The sequence below is a fragment of the Alcaligenes ammonioxydans genome (assembly GCF_019343455.1).
Taxonomy (GTDB): Bacteria; Pseudomonadota; Gammaproteobacteria; order Burkholderiales; family Burkholderiaceae_B; genus Alcaligenes; species Alcaligenes ammonioxydans.
In genome coordinates this window covers 3,694,372-3,714,042 of sequence record NZ_CP049362.1, presented here as the reverse complement: position 1 = coordinate 3,714,042, position 19,671 = coordinate 3,694,372, and the positions used below count along the sequence as shown (strand labels likewise).

The window sequence follows — 19,671 nt, the reverse complement described above, 5'->3', positions numbered from 1 at the left end:
TCGAGCAATCGGTAAGCCCAGTCAAAAAGCCCCCACTTATATCGTTCTTTAGGATTACCCATGAAAAACCAGAAAATCCGCATCCGTCTGAAGGCTTACGATTACAAGTTGATCGATCAGTCTGCTGCTGAGATCGTAGAAACCGCCAAGCGCACCGGCGCTGTTGTTCGTGGTCCAGTACCACTGCCAACACGTATCCGTCGCTACGACATTCTGCGTTCGCCGCACGTCAACAAGACATCGCGCGATCAGTTTGAAATGCGTACCCACCAGCGCTTGATGGACATTGTCGATCCTACCGACAAGACCGTCGACGCTCTGATGCGTCTGGATTTGCCAGCCGGTGTTGACGTCGAAATCGCTCTGCAGTAATTCTGCCTAGCAGTTCGAGCTTCATCGAAAGAAACGCCATGCAACTGCATGGCGTTTTTTTTCGTCCGTAAGCAGCGGTCTGACTCAGACGATAGGGTGACTAGCCGCCATTTTTTCTGAGCAGGGGTTTTGTCTCTCGTCCTTGACCCTGTTGTGAGCGATGCACGCTGATGCCGCCGTGGAGTAAAACCTGTTTTTAGTTTGTTTTTACGACCGGACACACTTTCACCCGGAAACAAATGCGACGATGAGCGGGGTGAAGGAGGACGAGAATGAAAAATCAGATACGAAAGCCATTTCTGGCCCTGTGGTACTGCCTGGGCCTATGGCTTTGCCTGTGGGGAGGTCATGCATACGCGCAAGCTTGTCAGCCGGACAAACCAATACGTCTGGCTGACTTGAGCTGGGAGAGTGCCGCGTTCAGCACGGAGCTGTATCAACAGATTCTGGAAAGGGCGTATGGCTGCAAGACTGAACGGGTGCCGGGCTCCTCGGCTGCCTTGGAAAGTGCGTTGGCACAGAATGATATCCAGGTAATCGGCGAGATCTGGTCCGGGCGTACCGAGATCATCGAGAAAGCCATTGAAGCCGGACAGGTTCAGGTTCTGGGCAGTACGCTGAAGGGTGGGGCCGAGCAGGGGTGGTACGTTCCGGACTATGTGGTCGAGGGTGATCCTGACAAGGGAATCAAGCCAATTGCCCCCGATCTCCAGAAAGTTGAAGATTTGGGGCGCTACGCCACTATTTTCAGCGACCCGGAACAGCCCCATAAAGGTCGCTTCTATAACTGTCCCTCCGGTTGGGTCTGTGAAACCTTCAATAGCCGTCTGTTCGATCTCTATGGTCTGGGCGAACACTATCAGAATTTCCGACCCGGTACGGGTGCGGCTCTGGATGCGGCCATCAGTGCTGCTTATGACAGGCGTGAGCCTATCCTGTTCTATTACTGGCAGCCAGCAGGCCTCATGGCCAAGTATTCCTTCAAAAAGCTGGCCAGCGCGCCTTTCAATGAACGCTGCTGGGAAGCGGCGGTGTCTGGCAAAGGCCAGGTTTGCCCCACAGACTTCATCCTGGCCCATATTGGTGTGGCGGCCTCCACGCCTTTCGTACAGTCGCATCCTGATCTGGTGTATCTGTTCGAAAAAATCCAGCTTGAGCCTGAGCAGATGAACAAGATCATTCTGGGTATGACGGAAGGCGGACAGAATGCCCGTACACAGGTGCAGAAATTCTTGAAAGAGAACCCTGAGCAATGGCGCCAGTGGATGCCTGCGGCACAGGCAGAGCGGCTGCTGGCCTCCCTGGAGCCGCAGTCAACAGGGAAGGTCGCTGTCTCGCAGCCGTCATTTTTTGCACAGTGGTCGGCGGCGGATTGGGTGAATCGCCAATTGCTGGTAGCCGTGCGGGATTGGGGCACAGGTTTTCGTCAGATCAGCGCCTGGATTCTGACGAACGCCATCTTGCCGGTGGAGCGGGTCTTGCAGCAGGTGCCCGCCTGGGTCATCCTGGCCTTGACCGGTTTGCTGGCCTGGTGGGGACAGCGACGTTTCCTGCCGGTCCTGCTCTATGTGGCCGGTCTGTACCTGATAGGCGCCATGGGTTTGTGGGACAAGCTGATGCAAACCTTCACTCTGGTGCTGGTGGCCACCGTTTTTTCGATTCTGATCGGTGTCCCACTTGGCATTCTTAGCGCCCGAAGTCGTCTGCTTAGAAAAGTGCTGACGCCCGTGCTGGATGTGATGCAAACCATGCCCAGTTTTGTCTATTTGATCCCAGTGCTGATGCTGTTTGGCCTGGGTAAAGTCCCCGCCGTCCTGGCCACCGTTGTCTATGCTGTCCCTCCCTTGATTCGCCTGACCAGTCTGGGACTGCGACAGGTGGACAAGCATGTGATGGAAGCGGCACAGGCGTATGGGGTCACGCGCTGGCAAATGTTGACCAAGGTCACCTTGCCTCTGGCCCGTCCCAGTATCATGGCGGGCATCAATCAGACCACCATGATGGCACTTTCCATGGTGGTGGTGGCCTCCATGATTGGGGCTCAGGGTTTGGGTGAAGACGTGCTGGCGGGGATTCAGACCCTGGATATCGGTCGTGGCTTGCAGGCAGGGGTAGCGATTGTGATCCTGGCGATTGTCATTGATCGGATCACCCAATCCTTTGGTCGTTCTCAGCGTCACCGTCGTAAGGTCAGGAGGCAAGCATGACGACGATACCTACTTCTCACCATGACTCCGACTGCAAGATTGAGCTGCGGGATGTGTATAAGGTTTTTGGTAATCGGGCGACCGAAGCCGTCGATTTGTTAAAGCAGGGGGTCGACAAGCAGGCCGTGCAAAAGCAGACGGACTGCATTGTGGGGCTGGCGGGGGTAGATGCCTGCTTTCCCGCGCAGCAGATATCCTGCGTGATGGGCTTGTCCGGTTCGGGCAAATCCACGCTGGTGCGCCACATCAACCGTTTGATCGACCCCAGCGCCGGACAGGTGCTAGTGGATGGGCAGGACATCTTGCAGCTGGACATGGCCAGCCTGCGACAATTCCGCCGCTATGGAATCAGCATGGTCTTCCAGGCCTTTGGCTTGCTGCCCCATTTGACCGTGTTGGAGAATGTCGCCTTCGGTCTTGAGGTGCGTGGAGACAAGCGTTCGCAAGCCCGAGAGCAAGCTCGGCAATGGCTGGAGCGCGTGGGTCTGCATGATTATGCCGATAACTACCCTGACGAATTGTCAGGCGGGATGCAGCAACGCGTAGGCCTGGCGCGAGCGTTGGCTGTCGATGCCGATATTTTGCTGATGGACGAGGCCTTCTCGGCCCTGGACCCCTTGATTCGCTACGAGATGCAGGATGAGCTTTTGCGTTTGCAGAGCAGCCTGAACAAAACCATTATCTTCATTACGCACGATATCGATGAGGCATTGCGGCTGGGGCAGCATATTGTGGTGTTGCGTGAGGGGAGGGTGGAGCAAAGCGGGACGCCGACGCAAATTCGGGATGAACCGGTCAATGAGTACGTCGCTCGATTCGTGAATAAGGCACATCAATAAATGGCGGGGGTGGAATCCGTTTTCTTGATGGCGCCCTGATGGCGTGCAGGGGCAAATGGGAAAAAACTGTTGTCAATCAAGCAGTTTCGGGCCATTTTTTGCAGTAAATCTTGCTTGGCTTTACAGCACCGTGCTATATTTACTAGCTTAGCCAAAAAGTTTTGGCTATGGTCGTCGCGCAAATTATTGCGTGTACTCTCAGTTAGCCCTGACCAATCGTAGTCAGGAATGGAGAAAACGATGTCGAACTCGACACCTACGCCTGCCGCGTGGCGGCTGGGCCTTGTTGGGCGTAAAGTTGGCATGACCCGTGTGTTTACAGAGGAAGGCGAGTCCATCCCTGTGACCGTGCTGGACGTGTCCAACAACCGCATCACCCAGGTCAAGACGCCCGCAGTTGACGGTTACGCTGCTGTACAGGTTGCCTTTGGCACCCGTCGTGCAACACGCGTTACCAAGCCCCAGGCAGGGCATTATGCAAAAGCTGGCGTTGAAGCTGGCAGCATCCTGAAAGAATTCCGCCTCGACCCCGCTGCTATCGCCGAGCTTTCCGCCGGTTCCGTAGTTGCTGTGGAAAGCATTTTCGAAGCGGGTCAGAAGGTTGACGTTACGGGCACCACGATCGGTAAAGGCTTTGCCGGTACCATCAAACGCCACAATTTTGGCGGCCAGCGTAACAGCCACGGTAACTCGCGCTCGCACCGCGTACCCGGTTCCATTGGTCAAGCCCAGGATCCAGGCCGTGTGTTCAAAGGTAAAAAAATGTCGGGCCATATGGGTGACGTTACCCGTACGGTTCAGAATCTTGACGTGATCCGCGTCGACGCCGAGCGTGGCTTGTTGTTGGTCCGGGGCGCTGTCCCAGGTCACAAGAACGCCAATATCGTTGTGCGCCCTGCTGTGAAAGGAGCCTAAACCATGGAACTGAAGCTCCTGAACGAACAAGGCCAAGCTGCATCCACATTGCAGGCCAACGAAAACGTTTTCGGTCGTGAATTCAACGAAGCTCTGGTTCACCAGATCGTTGTTGCTTACCAAGCCAATGCTCGCAGCGGCAACAGCAAGCAATTGACACGCGCTGAAGTCAACCACAGCACCAAAAAGCCATGGCGCCAAAAAGGCACCGGTCGCGCTCGTGCTGGTATGACATCCTCGCCCGTGTGGCGTGGAGGCGGTCGTGCATTCCCCAACACCGGTGAAGAAAACTACGCACACAAGGTCAACAAGAAGATGTACCGCGCCGGTATCAGCGCGATTCTGTCTCAGTTGGTCCGCGACGAGCGTCTGTTGGTTGTTGATTCCTTCACTCTGGAAGCACCCAAGACCCGTCTGGCAGCCAACAAGCTGAAAGACCTGGGCCTGGAATCCGTGTTGATCATCACCGACGCGCTGGACGAGAACGTGTACCTGGCTACGCGTAACCTGCCTCACGTTGCTGTGGTTGAGCCACGCTACGCCGACCCGCTGTCCCTGATCCACTACAAAAAAGTGTTGGTCACCAAAGCGGCTGTCGCTCAGTTTGAGGAGATGTTGGGATGAACGCCGAACGTCTATTGCAAGTCATTCTGGCACCTGTCGTGACTGAAAAAGCCACGTACGTTGCCGAAAAAAATCAGCAAATCGCTTTCCGCGTCGCTCCTGATGCCACCAAGCCCGAAATCAAAGCTGCTATTGAACTGCTGTTCAAGGTAGAAGTTGAGTCGGTTCAGGTGCTCAATCAGAAGGGCAAAGAAAAGCGCTTTGGCCGTTTCATGGGTCGCCGCCGCAGTGTGCGCAAGGCATATGTCTCGCTCAAGCCCGGTCAGGAACTCGACTTTTCTGAGGTGAACTAATATGGCATTGGTAAAAGTAAAACCAACGTCGCCAGGTCGCCGTGGCATGATCAAAGTGGTTCACCCTGAACTGCACAAAGGCGCTCCTTACGCGGCTTTGCTGGAAAAGAAATCCAGCAGTGCTGGCCGTAACAACAACGGCCACATCACGGTTCGTCACCGTGGCGGCGGTCACAAGCAGCATTACCGTATTGTCGACTTCCGTCGCAACAAGGACGGTATTCCTGCGAAAGTAGAACGTCTGGAATACGACCCTAACCGCAGCGCTCACATCGCATTGGTGTGCTACGCGGACGGCGAGCGTCGTTACATCATCGCCCCTCGTGGTCTGGAAGTGGGTGCAACGGTTGTGTCTGGCGCGGAAGCTCCTATCCGTTCCGGCAACACTTTGCCTATCCGCAACATTCCTGTGGGTCAAACCATTCACTGCATCGAGATGCTGCCTGGTAAGGGTGCTCAAATCGCTCGTTCCGCTGGTGGTTCCGCTGTGTTGCTGGCTCGTGAAGGCACGTACGCTCAAGTGCGTCTGCGTTCCGGTGAAGTTCGCCGCATTCACATCGACTGCCGCGCCACGATTGGCGAAGTCAGCAACCACGATCACAGCCTGCGTCAGATCGGTAAAGCCGGTGCTGTTCGCTGGCGTGGTATTCGTCCTACCGTTCGCGGTGTGGCGATGAACCCAGTCGATCACCCGCACGGTGGTGGTGAAGGTCGTACGGGTGAAGGCCGTGAGCCAGTCAGCCCATGGGGTACGCCTGCCAAGGGCTACCGCACCCGTCGTAACAAGCGCACAGACAACATGATTGTTTCGCGCCGTAAGCGCAAGTAAGGGGCGAACACTATGTCACGTTCGATCAAAAAAGGCCCATTCGTTGATGCTCACCTGATCAAAAAGGTTGATGCAGCCGTTGTGGGTAACGACAAGCGACCAATCAAGACCTGGTCGCGCCGCTCGACCATCCTGCCCGAGTTCATTGGGCTGACGATTGCCGTTCACAATGGTCGTCAACATATTCCCGTTTACATTAACGAGAACATGGTTGGCCACAAGCTCGGCGAGTTCGCCTTGACCCGTACTTTCAAGGGTCACGCTGCGGACAAAAAGGCCCGGAGATAAGTGATGGAAACTACAGCAATTATTCGTGGAGTCCATATTTCGGCGCAAAAAGCACGTCTGGTTGCGGATATGATCCGCGGCAAGTCCGTTGCTCACGCTCTGAATACGCTGACTTTCACTCCCAAGAAAGCCGCTGGCATCATCAAGAAAGCTCTGGAATCGGCTATTGCCAACGCTGAGCACAATGACGGCGCCGATATCGACGAACTGAAAGTTACGTCCATTTACGTGGACAAGGCTCAGTCGTTGAAGCGTTTTTCTGCACGAGCCAAAGGCCGCGGTAACCGTATTGAGAAGCAGACTTGCCACATTGTGGTCAAAGTCGGCGCTTAAGGAGTCACAATGGGACAGAAAATCCACCCAATTGGGTTCCGCCTGGCTGTTAACCGTAACTGGAGCTCGCGTTGGTACGCTGACGGTGCTGAGTTCGGTACGATGTTGGCTGACGACATCCGTGTGCGCGAATACCTGAAACGCAAGCTGAAAAGCGCGTCCGTTGGCCGTGTGGTCATCGAGCGTCCTGCCAAAAATGCTCGCATCACCATTTACTCGGCTCGTCCAGGTGTGGTGATCGGCAAGCGCGGCGAGGATATCGAAAGCCTGAAGGCTGACCTGCAGCGCCTGTTGGGCGTGCCCGTGCACGTTAACATCGAAGAAATTCGCAAACCTGAAACCGACGCTCAACTGATCGCCGATTCCATTGCCCAGCAATTGGAAAAGCGCATCATGTTCCGTCGTGCGATGAAGCGTTCCATGCAAAACGCCATGCGTCTGGGTGCCCAAGGCATCAAGATCATGAGCTCGGGTCGCTTGAACGGCATCGAAATCGCTCGTACCGAATGGTACCGCGAAGGCCGTGTGCCTCTGCACACCCTGCGCGCTAACATCGATTACGGTACTTCCGAAGCGCACACGACGTACGGGATCATCGGTATCAAGGTCTGGGTCTACAAGGGCGACATGCTGCCTAACGGCGAAATGCCTGTTGACACCGTAGCCCCTGAAGAGCGCCGCCCACGTCGTCCACGTGGTGACCGCCCTGAAAACCGCCGTCCAGGTGGTCGTGGTCGCGGTCCTCGTAAAGACGCTGCTCCTGCTGCGTCCGAAGGAGAATAAACATGCTGCAACCTTCTCGCAGAAAGTATCGCAAAGAGCACAAAGGCCGTAATACCGGTCTGGCGACTCGCGGTGCGCAAGTTTCGTTTGGCGAATTTGGTCTGAAAGCCACTGACCGTGGCCGTCTGACTGCTCGCCAGATCGAAGCAGCACGTCGTGCAATTAACCGTCACATCAAACGTGGTGGCCGCATCTGGATCCGTATCTTCCCCGATAAGCCAATTTCGCAGAAACCTGCCGAAGTTCGTATGGGTAACGGTAAGGGTAATCCAGAGTTCTGGGTCGCTGAGATTCAACCAGGCAAGGTCCTGTACGAAATGGAAGGTGTTAGCGAAGAGCTGGCACGCGAGGCATTCCGTCTGGCCGCTGCCAAGCTGCCTATCTCGACGACGTTCGTAACGCGTCAGATCGGTGCTTAAGGAGACGTCATGAAAGCCAGCGAACTCCGTACTAAAGATGCCGCCGAGCTCCAGAAAGAGCTCGAGAGCCTGTTGAAAGCACAATTTAACCTGCGCATGCAGCGTGCTACTCAACAGCTTTCCAACACCAGCCAATTGGGCAAAGTACGCCGCGACATCGCTCGCGTGCGCACTGTCATGGCTGAGACCGCAGGAAAGTAAGATGAGCGAAACTCAAACTACCGAAAAACGTCAACGTACCCTGATTGGTCAAGTTGTCAGCAACAAGATGGACAAAACTGTCGTCGTTCTGGTTGAACGCCGCGTTAAACATCCTCTGTATGGCAAGATCATCGTGCGCTCCAATAAATACAAAGCACACGACGAGACCAACCAGTACAACGAAGGCGATACCGTTGAGATTTCCGAAGGCCGTCCTATCAGCCGCAGCAAGTCCTGGACTGTTGTGCGTCTGATCGAAGCAGCCCGCGTGATCTAAACGCTTGCTCAGATGTCAGGCCTTGGCCTGGCTCTGGTAGGTCAAAAAAACCCCAATCTGTTTACAGATTGGGGTTTTTTTTATGCCCCGCTGTCTGCCCCTCTGTGGCGGGAGAAGGCTGGGAAATCAGGGAGGTAAGGGGCGAACAGGGCTCAGGATGATTACCAGAGTCCGTATTTGAGTCTGAACGGGTGGGACAAGCCTTTTGTCTGACCGGCGTGGTAGGCCGCTCGCGGCATCACAATGATCACCTTGGGGCTGATTGTCTGCACGGATGAGCCGCGTGATGACAGGGTTGGACTGTCGTTCGTGGCTGGCGGTGTGGCCGCTCAGGTGCGTGGCTCTTGCTTACGCCATTGAGCCGGGCTGACACCGACACTGCGCCTGAATGCCGCACTGAATGCCGCCGCGGAACTGTAGCCGATGCGCTCGGCGATCTGTTCCATGGTGAGCCCCTGTTCCAGCTGCCGTTTGGCCAGTTGCATGCGTAGTTGCAACAGTATCTGGGCCGGTGCCATCCCGCATAGCAGGGTAAAGCGTCGGTGAAAGGCGGCGCGTGACATGTTCAGATAGGCCGCCATGTCATCGACTGACCAGGCCTTGGCCGGTTCCCGCAGCAGTTGTTCGATCAGACCACCAAAAGCAGGGTCGCTGGCAAGATGGATCAGGCCCGCTGGCAAGGCTCCTTCGGAGGGCGTTTGACCAATTTGCCGCCGCAAAGTGTAGAACAGCAAAAGCTCCACCAGTTTCTCCAACAGGCTGGGGTTGGCCTGTGGGTGGCGCTGCATTTCCGCCTGGATCAAGTCCAGCAAAGGACGGCCCGTATCGGCATCAGCCTGCGAACCGTCAATCAGCAAAACATCAGGCACCGTTGCCAGAAGCAATTCACTCAAACCCCGACCCAAATTCAGAAAGCCGCAGAGCAGGCCGGTGCTCTGGGGCACTTGAGGCTCCAGACCTTGCATGTTTTGCCGCTGCAACGCCGCATTCCAGTTTGGGGGCTTTGGCGATGAGCTCAGCCGGTGAGGAATGTCACGCAGAAAAAACACGGCGTCGCCTGCTTGCAGGGCCAGGGTGTCCTGATGCGGGATGTGTAGCCAGCACGGTCCATGCAAGACCACATGAAAGCCGGCCCGTTGATGCCCGTGCAGGCTGCTTTCCCATTGATTGCAATACTGGCCCAAATGAAACAGGCTGGCCGAGATCTCCAGCCCCGACAAGAGCAGCTCTTCCACAGGGCGCCCTGTGTCGTGGGAGTTGAGGGCGCAATGGCCGTCAGGAAAGGCAGAATCACTCATGTGGAAAATATGCTTATTTCTTTTCGTGGATATTTTTAATATGAATACCGCTATGTTCGCACATGGAGATCAGGCGCCAGTCAATCGACAATAAAACCTTCTCGGATTAACTAAGGAATTGTCGCGATCATGACCCGCTTAACGTTGCATACTGTGGACTCCGCCCCTGAGGCCGTCAAACCAGCCCTGGAAAAAGCTGTGCGTGGTAGTGGCTTTCTCTCTAACCTGCTGGCTATTTTGGCGAACGCCCCCGTTGCCTTGCAAGCCTACCAGGACATGTCTGCCTTGAATGCCACCGCCAGCCTGTCGCTGGTCGAGCGCGAGGTGGTGCAGCTGGTTGCCGGTACCACACACGGCTGCCGCTTCTGCGTGGCCGGTCATACCGCCATCGCGACGAACAAAGCCAAGCTGGACCCAGAGATTCTGGCCGCCTTGCGTGCTCGTGGTTTTGATCAGATCAATGATGAACGTCTCCAGGCCCTGGCCCTGTTCAGCCGCGCGGTGATTGACACCCGTGGTCAGGTATCGGATCAGGATCTGGCCGCCTTCCGTGCTGCGGGCTATGGCGATCAGCAGGCTCTGGAGGTCATTACCGGCATTGGTTTGGCGACCATCTGCAACTTTGCCAATAATCTGGCTCGTACGCCGCTCAATAGCCAGTTGGAGGCCTACGCATGGGAAACGCCTTAACACGCGCCGAACAGGCTGTGCTGGCCTCAGAGCGTTCGGTTTTATCGCCTGCTCTGGCCCAGTGGCTCGAAGAGCACGCCCTGTCGCTGGATAGTGAGGCCTCCCAGTCGCAGGCCTTGTTGCCCCGCCTGGCGCAAGACGGTTTGTTGAGCCTGGGTCTGCAAGCGGACTTTTCCGATTTTGGTGATGCCGTTCAGTCTATTGTGGAAGTGGCTGAGCATTCGCTGACGGCGGGTTTTGTCCTGTGGAGTCAGCGCACCTTTATTGAATATCTGCGTGAGGTTCAGGACCCTGCCATGCGAGAGCGTTACCTGCCCGGTTTGCTGGACGGCAGTATTGCAGGTGCGACCGGACTGTCCAATGCCATCAAGTTCCTGGGTGGCATTGAAGAGCTGCAAGTGCGCGCCCGGCCCGAGCAAGGTCAGTGGCAGTTTGATGGCCGTTTACCGTGGATTACCAATCTGCGTCCCGGTAATTGTCTGGTTGCTATTGTGGCCGCCATGCCCGGCGATCAGGCGGGTATATGGGTGGCCCAGTTGGGTGATTCAGGGCTGGAGCGTTCGGAGGACCTGGATTTGGTCGGCTTGCGCGGCAGCAATACCGCCGCCTTGACCTTTAATGCCGTGCGCCTGGAACAAGAGCGTTTGTTGCATCCTGATGCCGGCCTGTTTGTGCGTTCGGTGCGACCTCGATTCATGGCGTTGCAGTGCGGCATGGCGATGGGGCTGGCGCGTCGCTCCTTAAAGCAGGTACTCAAGGCGCCACGCTGCCAATGGGTGCAGGAACAGCCCGCCCGCCGCTTGTTGGATCGCGTGCAGGAATTGTCGGATGTGCTGCTGGATGCCGTGCGCAAGCCAGACTCGGCCACGCCGCCTGATCTGTTCAGAGTTCGTATCGAGCTCAGCAGTCTGGCGTTGCAGGCCGTGGCCTTGGAAAGCTCCGCGATTGGCGGGGCGACCTATATGCAAGGCAAGCACCCCCAACTGCTGCGCCGTTACCGCGAAGCCATGTTGGTGCCTTTGATATCGCCTACTGTAGCGCAACTGAAAGCTGAACTTGGACAGGATGCCCTATGAGTTCCGCCACCCCCTTGCCGTCTGATTCTGAAGGGGTCGCGCTCTTGTCCGCGCGGGGTATCAGTCTGGCCTACGGTGGCCAGACTATCTTGCAGAACCTGGACCTGAACGTAGGCGCGGGCGAGATCGTCGCGCTGCTCGGTCCCAGCGGAGTCGGTAAATCCTCGTTGCTGCGGGTGCTGGCGGGTTTGCAAAGGCCTACGCAGGGTGAGGTGTCATTTCTAGGGCAGGCTGTGCGAGGGGTTCACCCTGCCTTGGCCATGGCCTTCCAGGAGGCCATCCTCTTGCCATGGCTCAACGTGCAGGCCAATACGGGTTTTGGTTTGGGCTTTGCTCGTCAGCCCTGCGTCTCTGCAGCAGAGCGCCGCCTGCGAGTGGAACAAGCACTGCGTCAGGTCGGTTTATATGACAGCCGCCACCAGCGTCCCGGTGCCTTGTCGGGCGGTATGGCACAGCGTGTGGCGATTGCCCGCTGTCTGGCACGACGTCCACAGGTCTTGTTGATGGATGAACCCTTTGGGGCGCTGGATGAGGTAACTCGTCGTCAGATGCAGGAGTTGATTCTGTCGATTCGCGGTCAGACCGGCTGCGCCATTGTTCTGGTCACTCACGATATCGATGAGGCGCTGTTGCTGGCTGACCGTGTGCTGCTCTTAGGCGGCCGTCCGGCCGGACTGCAGCGTGAGTGGAGCTGCCCGGCACATCCCCGATCTCATTTGGATAACTGGCTTCAGGCCATACGCCTGGAAATTGTGGCCAGCCTGGAGCAAAGCCTCTCCCAGGCGGTTCACGCTTCTGTTTTGTAAGGTGCACTTCATGATTGAATCTCCTACCTCCCGTACCCGTCGTGACTTGCTGAAACTGGCATCCCTGCTGACAGTCGCGGGCGCTGCACCTTTGCTGGCCCAAGGGGCTGCCCGTGCGCAAAGTGAGTCAAATGCGCCTTTGCGTATCGGCTACTTGCCAATCACGGATGCTACCGCCATGTTGGTGGCGCATCACAATGGGTACTTTGAAGAAGCGGGCATTGCTGTTGAAAAGCCTGTCATGGTGCGTAGCTGGGCCCAGTTGATCGAAGCCTTTATCTCCGGGCAGGTCAATCTGGTGCATTTGCTCTCGCCCATGACGGTGTGGGCACGTTATGGCAGCAAGGTGCCTGCCAAAGTGGTCGCCTGGAATCATATGAGTGGCTCGGCCATTACCGTGGCGCAAAATATCAGTTCTGCTGAGCAACTGGGTGGGCAGACGGTAGCGATTCCCTTCTGGTATTCCATCCATAATGTGGTTTTGCAGCATGTGCTCAAGGCCCATGGCCTGACGCCGGTGGTGAAGAACTCGGGCGCGCTGGCTCCCAACGAGGTCAATCTGGTGGTGATGGCGCCGGCCGACATGCCGCCGGCGCTGGCATCAGGACGGATTGCGGGTTTCACTGTCGCTGAACCGTTCAATGCGTTGGCGGAGACCCAGGGCATGGGCCGCATCTTGCGCTTTACCGGCGATGTCTGGCGCGATCATGCCTGTTGCGTGGCCTTTATGCATGAGCAGGATTTGCAGGCGCGACCGCAGTGGTCGCAGGCGGTCGTCGATGGCTTGGTCAAGGCGCAGATCTGGATTCGGGATAACCGTGCCGACGCGGCTCGTATCCTGTCGCGTGAGGGTGGGAATCGCTATACCCCGCACACCCAGGAAAATCTGTTGAAAGTTTTGGCTCCGGACTCGAGCGACCGTGCCCAGTATGTGAAGTCCGGCGTCATTCGTCATCCGGACTGGGATGACCAGCGCATTGACTTCCAGCCTTACCCATTCCCCAGCTATACCGAATCCCTGGTGCACCTGTTGCAGGGCACGCTGATTCAGGGCGAGCGTGGTTTTCTGGAGGGTTTGTCGCCACAACAGGTGGCTAAAGATCTTGTGGACGACCGCTTTGTGCGTGCGGCCTTGGAAAAGCAGGGCGGGCTGACCCAGTTTGGCTTGTCCGAGCAATACACCCGCAATGAGAGCATCGTGGTATGAGTTTGACTGCGTCTGCCCCCCCATCCAGCGTGCCGTCTTTGACGCAGCCCCCTCAGCGAGCGACTGTCAGGCCCAAAATGAACACCTGGGTAGCCAACACCTTGTGGGGCCTGGGCGGTCTGGCCGCCGGGGTCCTGCTGTGGTGGTTGGCCACCGCATGGTCCAGCAGCCCCCTTATGCAGCAGTTCGGGCCTGCGGCTGCGTTTCATAGCCTGCTGGAGATACTGGGCTGGTCAGAGACCTGGATGCATGTGGGTGCCAGCTTGCAGCGTATCTTTGTTGGTCTGGCTATCTCCCTGGGCGTGGGTGTGCCCGCGGGTCTGCTGCTGGGTTTGTCTGCCCGTGCCCATGCCGCCTTGACGCCCTTATTTCAGTTCCTGCGCATGATCTCGCCCCTGTCCTGGATGCCGATTGCCGTGATGGCTTTCGGGATTGGGGACGCACCGATTTATTTTCTGCTGGGGGTGGCCGGTGTTTGGCCGGTCCTGCTCAATACCGCTTCGGGTGTACGGCATTTGAATCCGCGCTGGTTGATGTTGGGCCGTAGTTTGGCCGCGACCAGGCTGGAGACGCTGTTGTATCTGATTTTGCCGGGTATTGTCGGGTCTGTGCTGACAGGCAGCCGACTGGCTATTGGTGTGTTATGGATTGTGCTGGTGCCGTGCGAAATGCTGGGTGTGTCCGCTGGTTTGGGTTACCTGATTCTGGATACGCGTGATCGTATGGCTTATTCCGAACTGATGGCGGTGATCGTTCTGATTGGCCTGATTGGCTATTTGCTCGATAGCGCCTTGCGTGCCCTGTTTTCGGCTGTTGCGCAGCGCTGAATGATCAGGCCCTTCAAGGCTGGCCAAGGGCTTGAGTCTATCCGCGTGCTCCCGCCTTTGGTGTGTGCAGAAGCATGAGGAATTGCTCAGTGATGAGTGTTTCCAGACTGTCAGCATCTCTCAAGCCAAGAGCCTTAAGAAAAAAGCCCTCAACGTTTTTGAATGTTGAGGGCTTTGGCGATTTTTTTCTCAAACCATGCCGGTCAGTGACCTCGTCAGCCGCGAGCGCCGCCGGTTGAGTTTGTCGTCCTTCTGCCTGTCTTGCTGGTGATTCCCTGTTCAGAGACGTAACCTTGTGTCTGAATTGCTCGCCATAACGGCCCGGCGCGGCGAGAAAACCTGCTTTGAGATCGAGGCCCGTGTCTGGGCTGGCAATCAGGCTGCGGCAAGCGCCTTGTCCAACGTTGGTTCAATGACGGCACGGGGACTTAATTGATCAATCAACTCGCCATACCAGGACAAGGTACTGCCCAGGGTCACGACCTGACCAATTACCAAAATGCACGGACTGGCAAACTGATGTTGCTGGGCATCTTGGGCAATGGTGTCCAGGGTGGACAACAAGGTGCGCTGCTCCGGGCGTGAGCCGTTTTCAATCAGGGCGCAGGGTGTGGAGGCACTGCGGCCACGCTGTACCAGCTCGTGGCTAAAGCCCAGGATTTGCTGCAAGCCCATGTAGACAGCGACTGTTTGGCTAGTATCGAGCAAGGGATTCCAATCCTCGATTCCGTGCCCGCTTTTGCGATGTGCCGTTACGAACTGCACGGACTGTGCGTGCTCACGGTGCGTCAGCGGGATGCCGCTGTAGGCGGCACATGCGATGGCAGCCGTGATGCCGGGCACCACCTCAAACGCGATGCCATGCTCGGCCAGATGCTCCAGTTCTTCGCCGCCCCGGCCAAAAATAAAGCCATCGCCGCCTTTCAGGCGCACGACGGTCTGGCCAGCGCGGGCGTAGTCAATCATCAGCTGATGAATGCGGTGCTGGGTTTGATGATGGTCCTCGCCCAACTGTTTGCCCACAAAAATACGATGGGCGTCACGGCGGGCCAGTTCCATCACCTGATCGGATACCAGGCGATCGTACAGAATCACGTCGGCACGGTTCAGCGCGCGCAAGGCGTGCAGGGTCAACAGTCCGGGGTCGCCTGGGCCGGCGCCCACCAGAATGACACGACCTTGAGAGACACGGGGGGCTTCAGGCTCTTGCAGCGCGTTTTCCAGGCTAAGACGTGCCTGTTCATCCTGGTGGCTGCGAAGGGCGGCGCCCACCGGGCCATCCAGCAACCAGTCGTAAAACCGGCGGCGCGCACCCAGCTCGGGGCGGGCGCGTCGAATGGCGCTGCGGTACTCTTGCGCCAGACGGCTGATCGCCCCCAGACTGTGGTCCAACATGGTTTCCAATTGCTCCCTGACTCGTCGTGCCAGCATGGGGGCCGAACCGGCCGAGGAAATGGCAATAATCAGGGGGGAACGATCCACGATAGCAGGCACTTGAAAGCTGGACAGCTCGGGGTCGTCCACCACATTGACCAGAATGCGCGCTTCCTGGGCGTCCTGGGCGATCACCTGGTTTACTTCCCGCTTGTCGGTTGCGGCAATGATCAACCAAGCCCCCTGCAGGTGCAGGGCCTGGTAGCGTTCCCGGATCAGGGTAATGCGTCCCTGACGAGCCAGAGCTTCCAGGCTGTCCACCACATAAGGGGCGACTAGCGTGACCTGAGCTCCGGCAGCCAGGACCAGACGTACTTTGCGCTCGGCAATTTCGCCACCGCCGATCACCAGTACTGCACGTTGTTTCAAGTTGGCGAATAAAGGAAAGAGGTTCATGTCAGGCCGGCTGTAAAACCAGGGGAATCAGACGGCTCGTGGGTTCGGCAATGACGCCGACGCGCACTAGGAAATCTCCGAAGTGCTCATCTGGCAGACGCTCGGCTGCGAAACGGCCAAACAGCTCGTCCAGAATGCTCAGGATTTCCGGTTCGGCAATATTCTGACGATAGATCACGTTCAGACGTTCGCCGCTGAAGTTGGCTCCCAGGCGCAAGTCATAGCGGCCCAGTGCGCGTCCAACCAGTGCAATTTCACCCAGGTAAGGGCGGGCGCAGCCGTTGGGGCAACCGGAAATGCGCAGCACAATGCGCTCATTACGCAGCTGGTATTTGTCCAGCAGGGTTTCCAGCTTGGGCAACAGGATGGGGGCGTAGCGTTCGCTTTCGGCCATGGCCAGACCGCAGGTGGGCAAAGAGACGCAGGCAATTGTGCTGCTGCGTATGCCACTTTGCGTTTGATATACGTCCAGCTTGTGGTCGGCCACCAGTTTGTCGATAGCGGTTTTATCCGCCTCGGGAACGTCGGCAATAATCAGGTTCTGGTTGCAGGTCAGCCGGAAATGGCCTTGATGAATCTTGGCGATTTCACGCATGCCGCTTAGCCAGGGACCTGTTTCGGTATCCATGAGGCGTCCCGAATCCACCCGCAGGGTCAGGTGCCAGCGGCCATTGTTGCCTTGAATCCAGCCAAAACGGTCGCCATTGTGGTCAAAGTGATAGGGCCTTGAAGGCTCCAGAGTATGACCACTGCGGTTTTGTACCTCTTCCAGAAACCAGTCTGCCCCCAGCTTGTCCACGGTGTACTTGAGACGGGCATGACGACGTTCATCTCGATTACCGTGGTCCCGTTGGGTGGTGATGATGGCCTCGCATACCGCCAATATCTGTTCGGGGCGCGCAAAGCCGATCACGCTGCCCAGGCGCGGATACGTGGTTTCATCTCCGTGGGTGGCGCCCATACCGCCGCCGATCGCCACGTTAAAGCCCTGCAATTGATTGTTGTCGATAATGGCGATCAGGCCGATGTCCTGCGCAAATACGTCCACATCATTCAAAGGCGGCACGGCAATACCAATCTTGAACTTGCGAGGCAGGTAGGTTTTGCCGTAAAGCGGCTCGAAATCCTCGCCGTCAATGGCGTCTTCGACTTTTTTGCCATCCAGCCAGATTTCGGCGTACGCGCGGGTTTTGGGCAGGAAGGTTTCAGAAATCTTGTCAGCCCACTCTTGTACCAGGCCGTGCTGCTCGGACAGCAGGGGGTTGGTTGCGCTGACAACCTGGCGGTTCACATCGCCGCAGGTTGCCAGGGTGGTGGACAAGGCGTCGTTAATGGCGCGCAGGGTGGGTTTTAAAAATGGCTTGCGTACGCCGTGCCATTGAAAGGTCTGACGGGTGGTAATGCGCAGGCCGAACTGGGCCCAGTCACAGGCGATCTTGTCAAATGCCAGCCACTGGGCAGGCGTCACCACGCCACCGGGCAAGCGGGCGCGAATCATGAAGCTAAAGGCCGGCTCCAGCTTTTGCTTGCGGCGTTCTTCGCGCTGGTCGCGATCGTCTTGCTGATAGCTGCCGTGAAATTTCAGCAGTTTGTTGTCGTCTTCGCTGATGGCGCCGGTAATGGGATCGGCCAAACCCTCGGTAATGCTACCGCGCAGATAGTGGCTATCAATCTTGACCTGTTCGATAGCGGCGATTTTCTTTGTTGTCATGTCCTTGCTTCTCAGTAAACGTCGCGGGCGTAGCGGCCCTGCGCCGAGAGTTCTTCCAACCAGCTGCGAGCCTGGTCTGCATCCAGTCCGCCTTCCTGCTGCGCTATTTTTTGCAGGGTCTGGTGAACGTCTTTAGCCATTTGTGTGGCATCGCCGCATACATAAATATGGGCACCGCCCTGAATCCAGGCATAGACTTCGGCCGCTTTTTCCAGCAGGCGATGTTGAACGTATATCTTGTTTTCCTGATCCCGCGAGAAAGCCAGATCCAGGTGCTGCAACTGCCCATCCTGCAAGGCGCGCTGCCATTCGGTCTGATAGAGGAAATCAGAGTGAAAGTGCGGATTGCCAAAAAAGAGCCAGTTGCGGCCTTTACCGCCCTGGATACCGCGTTCCTGTACAAAAGCCCGGAAGGGAGCAACCCCAGTGCCGGGGCCAATCATGATGACGTCCCGGTCGTTGTCCTCAGGCAGGCGAAAACGCGTATTGGGATCGATAAAGACCGGCACGGTATCGCCTTCGCTGCGGCTGGCCAGATAGTCCGAGGCGACGCCCCACCGATCCTGTCCGTTGAACTGGTAGTGCACATTGGCGACGGTCAGATGTACTTCCTCGTCCACTTCGGACTGGCTTGATGCGATGGAGTACATGCGCGGTGCCAGAGGGCGCAAGGCTTGTACCAGCTCGGCGGCGCTCCAGGTGGCCGGGAAGCGTTCCAGTACGTCCAGTACTTGATGGGTCTTTAGCAACGCTTGCAAGGTGTTCAAACCGTCTGGCCCTACGGCTGTTTGCAGCACGGTATCGCTGTTGCGTTTGGCCAGTTCCACCAGGAAAGGTTTGGTCAGTTGGGTGAGTTCGCGGTAGTGGCTGAGCCATGCTTGCAGCGTGTGCGAGGTGCCCTGAATGGTGACGGTTTCGGTCGGGTCCAGTTTCAAGGTTTGAATGACGGCTTCAACCAGCTTGGCATTTTGTGTAGGCCAGACACCCAGTGCATCACCGGGTTGGTACTGCAGGCCACTGCCTTCCAATGACAGCTCATAGTGATAGATAGTGCGGGTGCTGTCACGGCCCGTGATGCTTTGACTTTGCAGGATGGTGGCCTGGAAGGGATTATCACGGGTATAGCTGCTACGCGCTGGGGTTTCCAGTACGGTGACGTTACTCGATTGCGCAGCAGGCGAGTCTGCTGCAGCGTGGGCCTGGTGATCCGTTTCCAGAAAAGCAAAAGCCTTGTCCTGCCAGGGGGCGGCTACCGTATCAATATCCAGATCGGCCAGGCCAGTATCCAGGATGCGCTCTGCCCCCAGAGCGACCAGACGTTGATCGATTTTTTCCGCGATCCCACAGAACAAGGGGTAGCTCGAGTCGCCCAGACCCAGCACGCCAAACTTCAATCCGGGCAGTTTGGGAGCGCGGGCACCGGAGAGGAATTCGAAAAATCCGATGGAGTCGTCGGGTGGGTCGCCTTCGCCCTGCGTGCTGATAATGACATACAGCAAACGCTCTTCTTTCAGCTCGCGCGTGGGGTAGCGGTCGGCGCGCAGCAGGCGCACGGCAATACCGGCCGCCTCACACCGTTGAGCAAAAGCTTCGGCGACGCGTTGAGCATTGCCCGTTTGACTGCCAAACACAATGGTGGCAGGACGTTGGGCGGGGGCAGCGGCGGCCGGTACCAAAGACAGTTCAGGAGCGGCCGGCACCTGAACGGGAAGCCCGTTATGGCGTATTTGTGCGACCCCTGCGAGATAACCGGACAGCCAGTTCAGGGACAGCGGATCGAGCTCTTCGGTGATTTGGGCAATCGCGGTGCGATTCGTTTCCGAGAGGCGGGACAGGGCGTGCATTC

At 57.2% G+C, this 19,671-nt stretch carries 22 protein-coding genes; 18 read left to right on the top strand and 4 right to left on the bottom strand.

Annotated elements, in window-relative coordinates; genetic code table 11:
* The first annotated feature begins 60 nt into the window (after positions 1-60).
* The 13 genes from rpsJ to rpsQ all read left to right on the top strand — a co-directional run bounded on the left by rpsJ (position 61) and on the right by rpsQ (position 8,380).
* On the top strand, positions 61-372 hold the full coding sequence (gene rpsJ / locus FE795_RS16900; protein WP_003803053.1) for a 30S ribosomal protein S10: 312 nt from the start codon (positions 61-63) through the stop codon (positions 370-372).
* A gap of 272 nt (positions 373-644) precedes the next feature.
* A complete protein-coding gene (locus FE795_RS17460) occupies positions 645-2,579 on the top strand; it encodes a glycine betaine ABC transporter substrate-binding protein (protein ID WP_219235360.1) in 1,935 nt (644 codons plus the stop codon).
* Positions 2,576-3,418: a quaternary amine ABC transporter ATP-binding protein gene (locus FE795_RS16890; protein ID WP_003803048.1), complete on the top strand. Its 843-nt coding sequence runs from the start codon at positions 2,576-2,578 to the stop codon at positions 3,416-3,418. The genes FE795_RS17460 and FE795_RS16890 overlap by 4 nt, the downstream gene beginning before the upstream one ends.
* 240 nt (positions 3,419-3,658) lie before the next feature.
* A complete protein-coding gene (rplC, locus tag FE795_RS16885) occupies positions 3,659-4,333 on the top strand; it encodes a 50S ribosomal protein L3 (RefSeq protein WP_003803046.1) in 675 nt (224 codons plus the stop codon).
* 3 nt (positions 4,334-4,336) lie between these two features.
* The gene (rplD, locus tag FE795_RS16880) at positions 4,337-4,957 is read left to right on the top strand and encodes a 50S ribosomal protein L4 (protein ID WP_059318600.1); all 621 of its coding nucleotides are present in this window, start codon (positions 4,337-4,339) and stop codon (positions 4,955-4,957) included.
* Positions 4,954-5,250: a 50S ribosomal protein L23 gene (gene rplW / locus FE795_RS16875; RefSeq protein ID WP_003803043.1), complete on the top strand. Its 297-nt coding sequence runs from the start codon at positions 4,954-4,956 to the stop codon at positions 5,248-5,250. Before rplD ends, rplW begins: the two co-directional genes overlap by 4 nt.
* 1 nt (position 5,251) lies before the next feature.
* Positions 5,252-6,079, top strand: a complete 828-nt coding sequence (rplB, locus tag FE795_RS16870) for a 50S ribosomal protein L2 (RefSeq protein ID WP_003803041.1) — start codon at positions 5,252-5,254, stop codon at positions 6,077-6,079.
* A gap of 12 nt (positions 6,080-6,091) precedes the next feature.
* Positions 6,092-6,367, top strand: a complete 276-nt coding sequence (rpsS, locus tag FE795_RS16865) for a 30S ribosomal protein S19 (RefSeq protein WP_003803039.1) — start codon at positions 6,092-6,094, stop codon at positions 6,365-6,367.
* Positions 6,368-6,370: 3 nt separating this feature from the next.
* Positions 6,371-6,700 (top strand): 50S ribosomal protein L22, encoded by a 330-nt coding sequence (rplV, locus tag FE795_RS16860; RefSeq protein ID WP_003803038.1) that lies wholly within the window; start codon positions 6,371-6,373, stop codon positions 6,698-6,700.
* Positions 6,701-6,709: 9 nt separating this feature from the next.
* Positions 6,710-7,483, top strand: a complete 774-nt coding sequence (gene rpsC / locus FE795_RS16855; RefSeq protein ID WP_003803035.1) for a 30S ribosomal protein S3 — start codon at positions 6,710-6,712, stop codon at positions 7,481-7,483.
* Between the two features lie 2 nt (positions 7,484-7,485).
* The gene (gene rplP, locus FE795_RS16850; protein ID WP_003803033.1) at positions 7,486-7,902 is read left to right on the top strand and encodes a 50S ribosomal protein L16; all 417 of its coding nucleotides are present in this window, start codon (positions 7,486-7,488) and stop codon (positions 7,900-7,902) included.
* A 9-nt stretch (positions 7,903-7,911) separates the two neighbouring features.
* Positions 7,912-8,103: a 50S ribosomal protein L29 gene (gene rpmC / locus FE795_RS16845; RefSeq protein WP_003803032.1), complete on the top strand. Its 192-nt coding sequence runs from the start codon at positions 7,912-7,914 to the stop codon at positions 8,101-8,103.
* Position 8,104: 1 nt separating this feature from the next.
* Positions 8,105-8,380, top strand: coding sequence for a 30S ribosomal protein S17 (gene rpsQ / locus FE795_RS16840; RefSeq protein WP_003803027.1), 276 nt, complete (start codon positions 8,105-8,107; stop codon positions 8,378-8,380).
* 329 nt (positions 8,381-8,709) lie between these two features.
* Here rpsQ and FE795_RS16835 read toward each other — a convergent pair whose 3' ends face one another.
* Positions 8,710-9,678 (bottom strand): AraC family transcriptional regulator, encoded by a 969-nt coding sequence (locus FE795_RS16835; protein WP_003803025.1) that lies wholly within the window; start codon positions 9,676-9,678, stop codon positions 8,710-8,712.
* Positions 9,679-9,807: 129 nt separating this feature from the next.
* Between FE795_RS16835 and FE795_RS16830 the strand changes: the two genes are divergently transcribed.
* The 5 genes from FE795_RS16830 to FE795_RS16810 all read left to right on the top strand — a co-directional run bounded on the left by FE795_RS16830 (position 9,808) and on the right by FE795_RS16810 (position 14,284).
* The gene (locus FE795_RS16830; RefSeq protein WP_003803023.1) at positions 9,808-10,368 is read left to right on the top strand and encodes a carboxymuconolactone decarboxylase family protein; all 561 of its coding nucleotides are present in this window, start codon (positions 9,808-9,810) and stop codon (positions 10,366-10,368) included.
* Positions 10,353-11,444 (top strand): acyl-CoA dehydrogenase family protein, encoded by a 1,092-nt coding sequence (locus FE795_RS16825; protein ID WP_219235358.1) that lies wholly within the window; start codon positions 10,353-10,355, stop codon positions 11,442-11,444. The genes FE795_RS16830 and FE795_RS16825 overlap by 16 nt, the downstream gene beginning before the upstream one ends.
* A complete protein-coding gene (locus tag FE795_RS16820; protein ID WP_059318601.1) occupies positions 11,441-12,250 on the top strand; it encodes an ABC transporter ATP-binding protein in 810 nt (269 codons plus the stop codon). The genes FE795_RS16825 and FE795_RS16820 overlap by 4 nt, the downstream gene beginning before the upstream one ends.
* Before the next feature lie 10 nt (positions 12,251-12,260).
* A complete protein-coding gene (locus FE795_RS16815) occupies positions 12,261-13,457 on the top strand; it encodes an ABC transporter substrate-binding protein (protein WP_131071095.1) in 1,197 nt (398 codons plus the stop codon).
* 77 nt (positions 13,458-13,534) lie between these two features.
* The gene (locus FE795_RS16810) at positions 13,535-14,284 is read left to right on the top strand and encodes an ABC transporter permease (protein WP_219235356.1); all 750 of its coding nucleotides are present in this window, start codon (positions 13,535-13,537) and stop codon (positions 14,282-14,284) included.
* Between the two features lie 375 nt (positions 14,285-14,659).
* On the opposite strand, the gene cysG is transcribed toward FE795_RS16810, so the two are convergent.
* Genes cysG through FE795_RS16795 form a run of 3 tightly spaced genes read right to left on the bottom strand, consistent with a single transcriptional unit; the run spans position 14,660 to position 19,669 of the window.
* Positions 14,660-16,114, bottom strand: a complete 1,455-nt coding sequence (gene cysG, locus FE795_RS16805; RefSeq protein ID WP_131071094.1) for a siroheme synthase CysG — start codon at positions 16,112-16,114, stop codon at positions 14,660-14,662.
* Position 16,115: 1 nt separating this feature from the next.
* On the bottom strand, positions 16,116-17,825 hold the full coding sequence (cysI, locus tag FE795_RS16800) for an assimilatory sulfite reductase (NADPH) hemoprotein subunit (RefSeq protein WP_003803008.1): 1,710 nt from the start codon (positions 17,823-17,825) through the stop codon (positions 16,116-16,118).
* A gap of 11 nt (positions 17,826-17,836) precedes the next feature.
* Positions 17,837-19,669 (bottom strand): assimilatory sulfite reductase (NADPH) flavoprotein subunit, encoded by a 1,833-nt coding sequence (locus FE795_RS16795; protein WP_219235355.1) that lies wholly within the window; start codon positions 19,667-19,669, stop codon positions 17,837-17,839.
* Positions 19,670-19,671 lie beyond the last annotated feature (2 nt).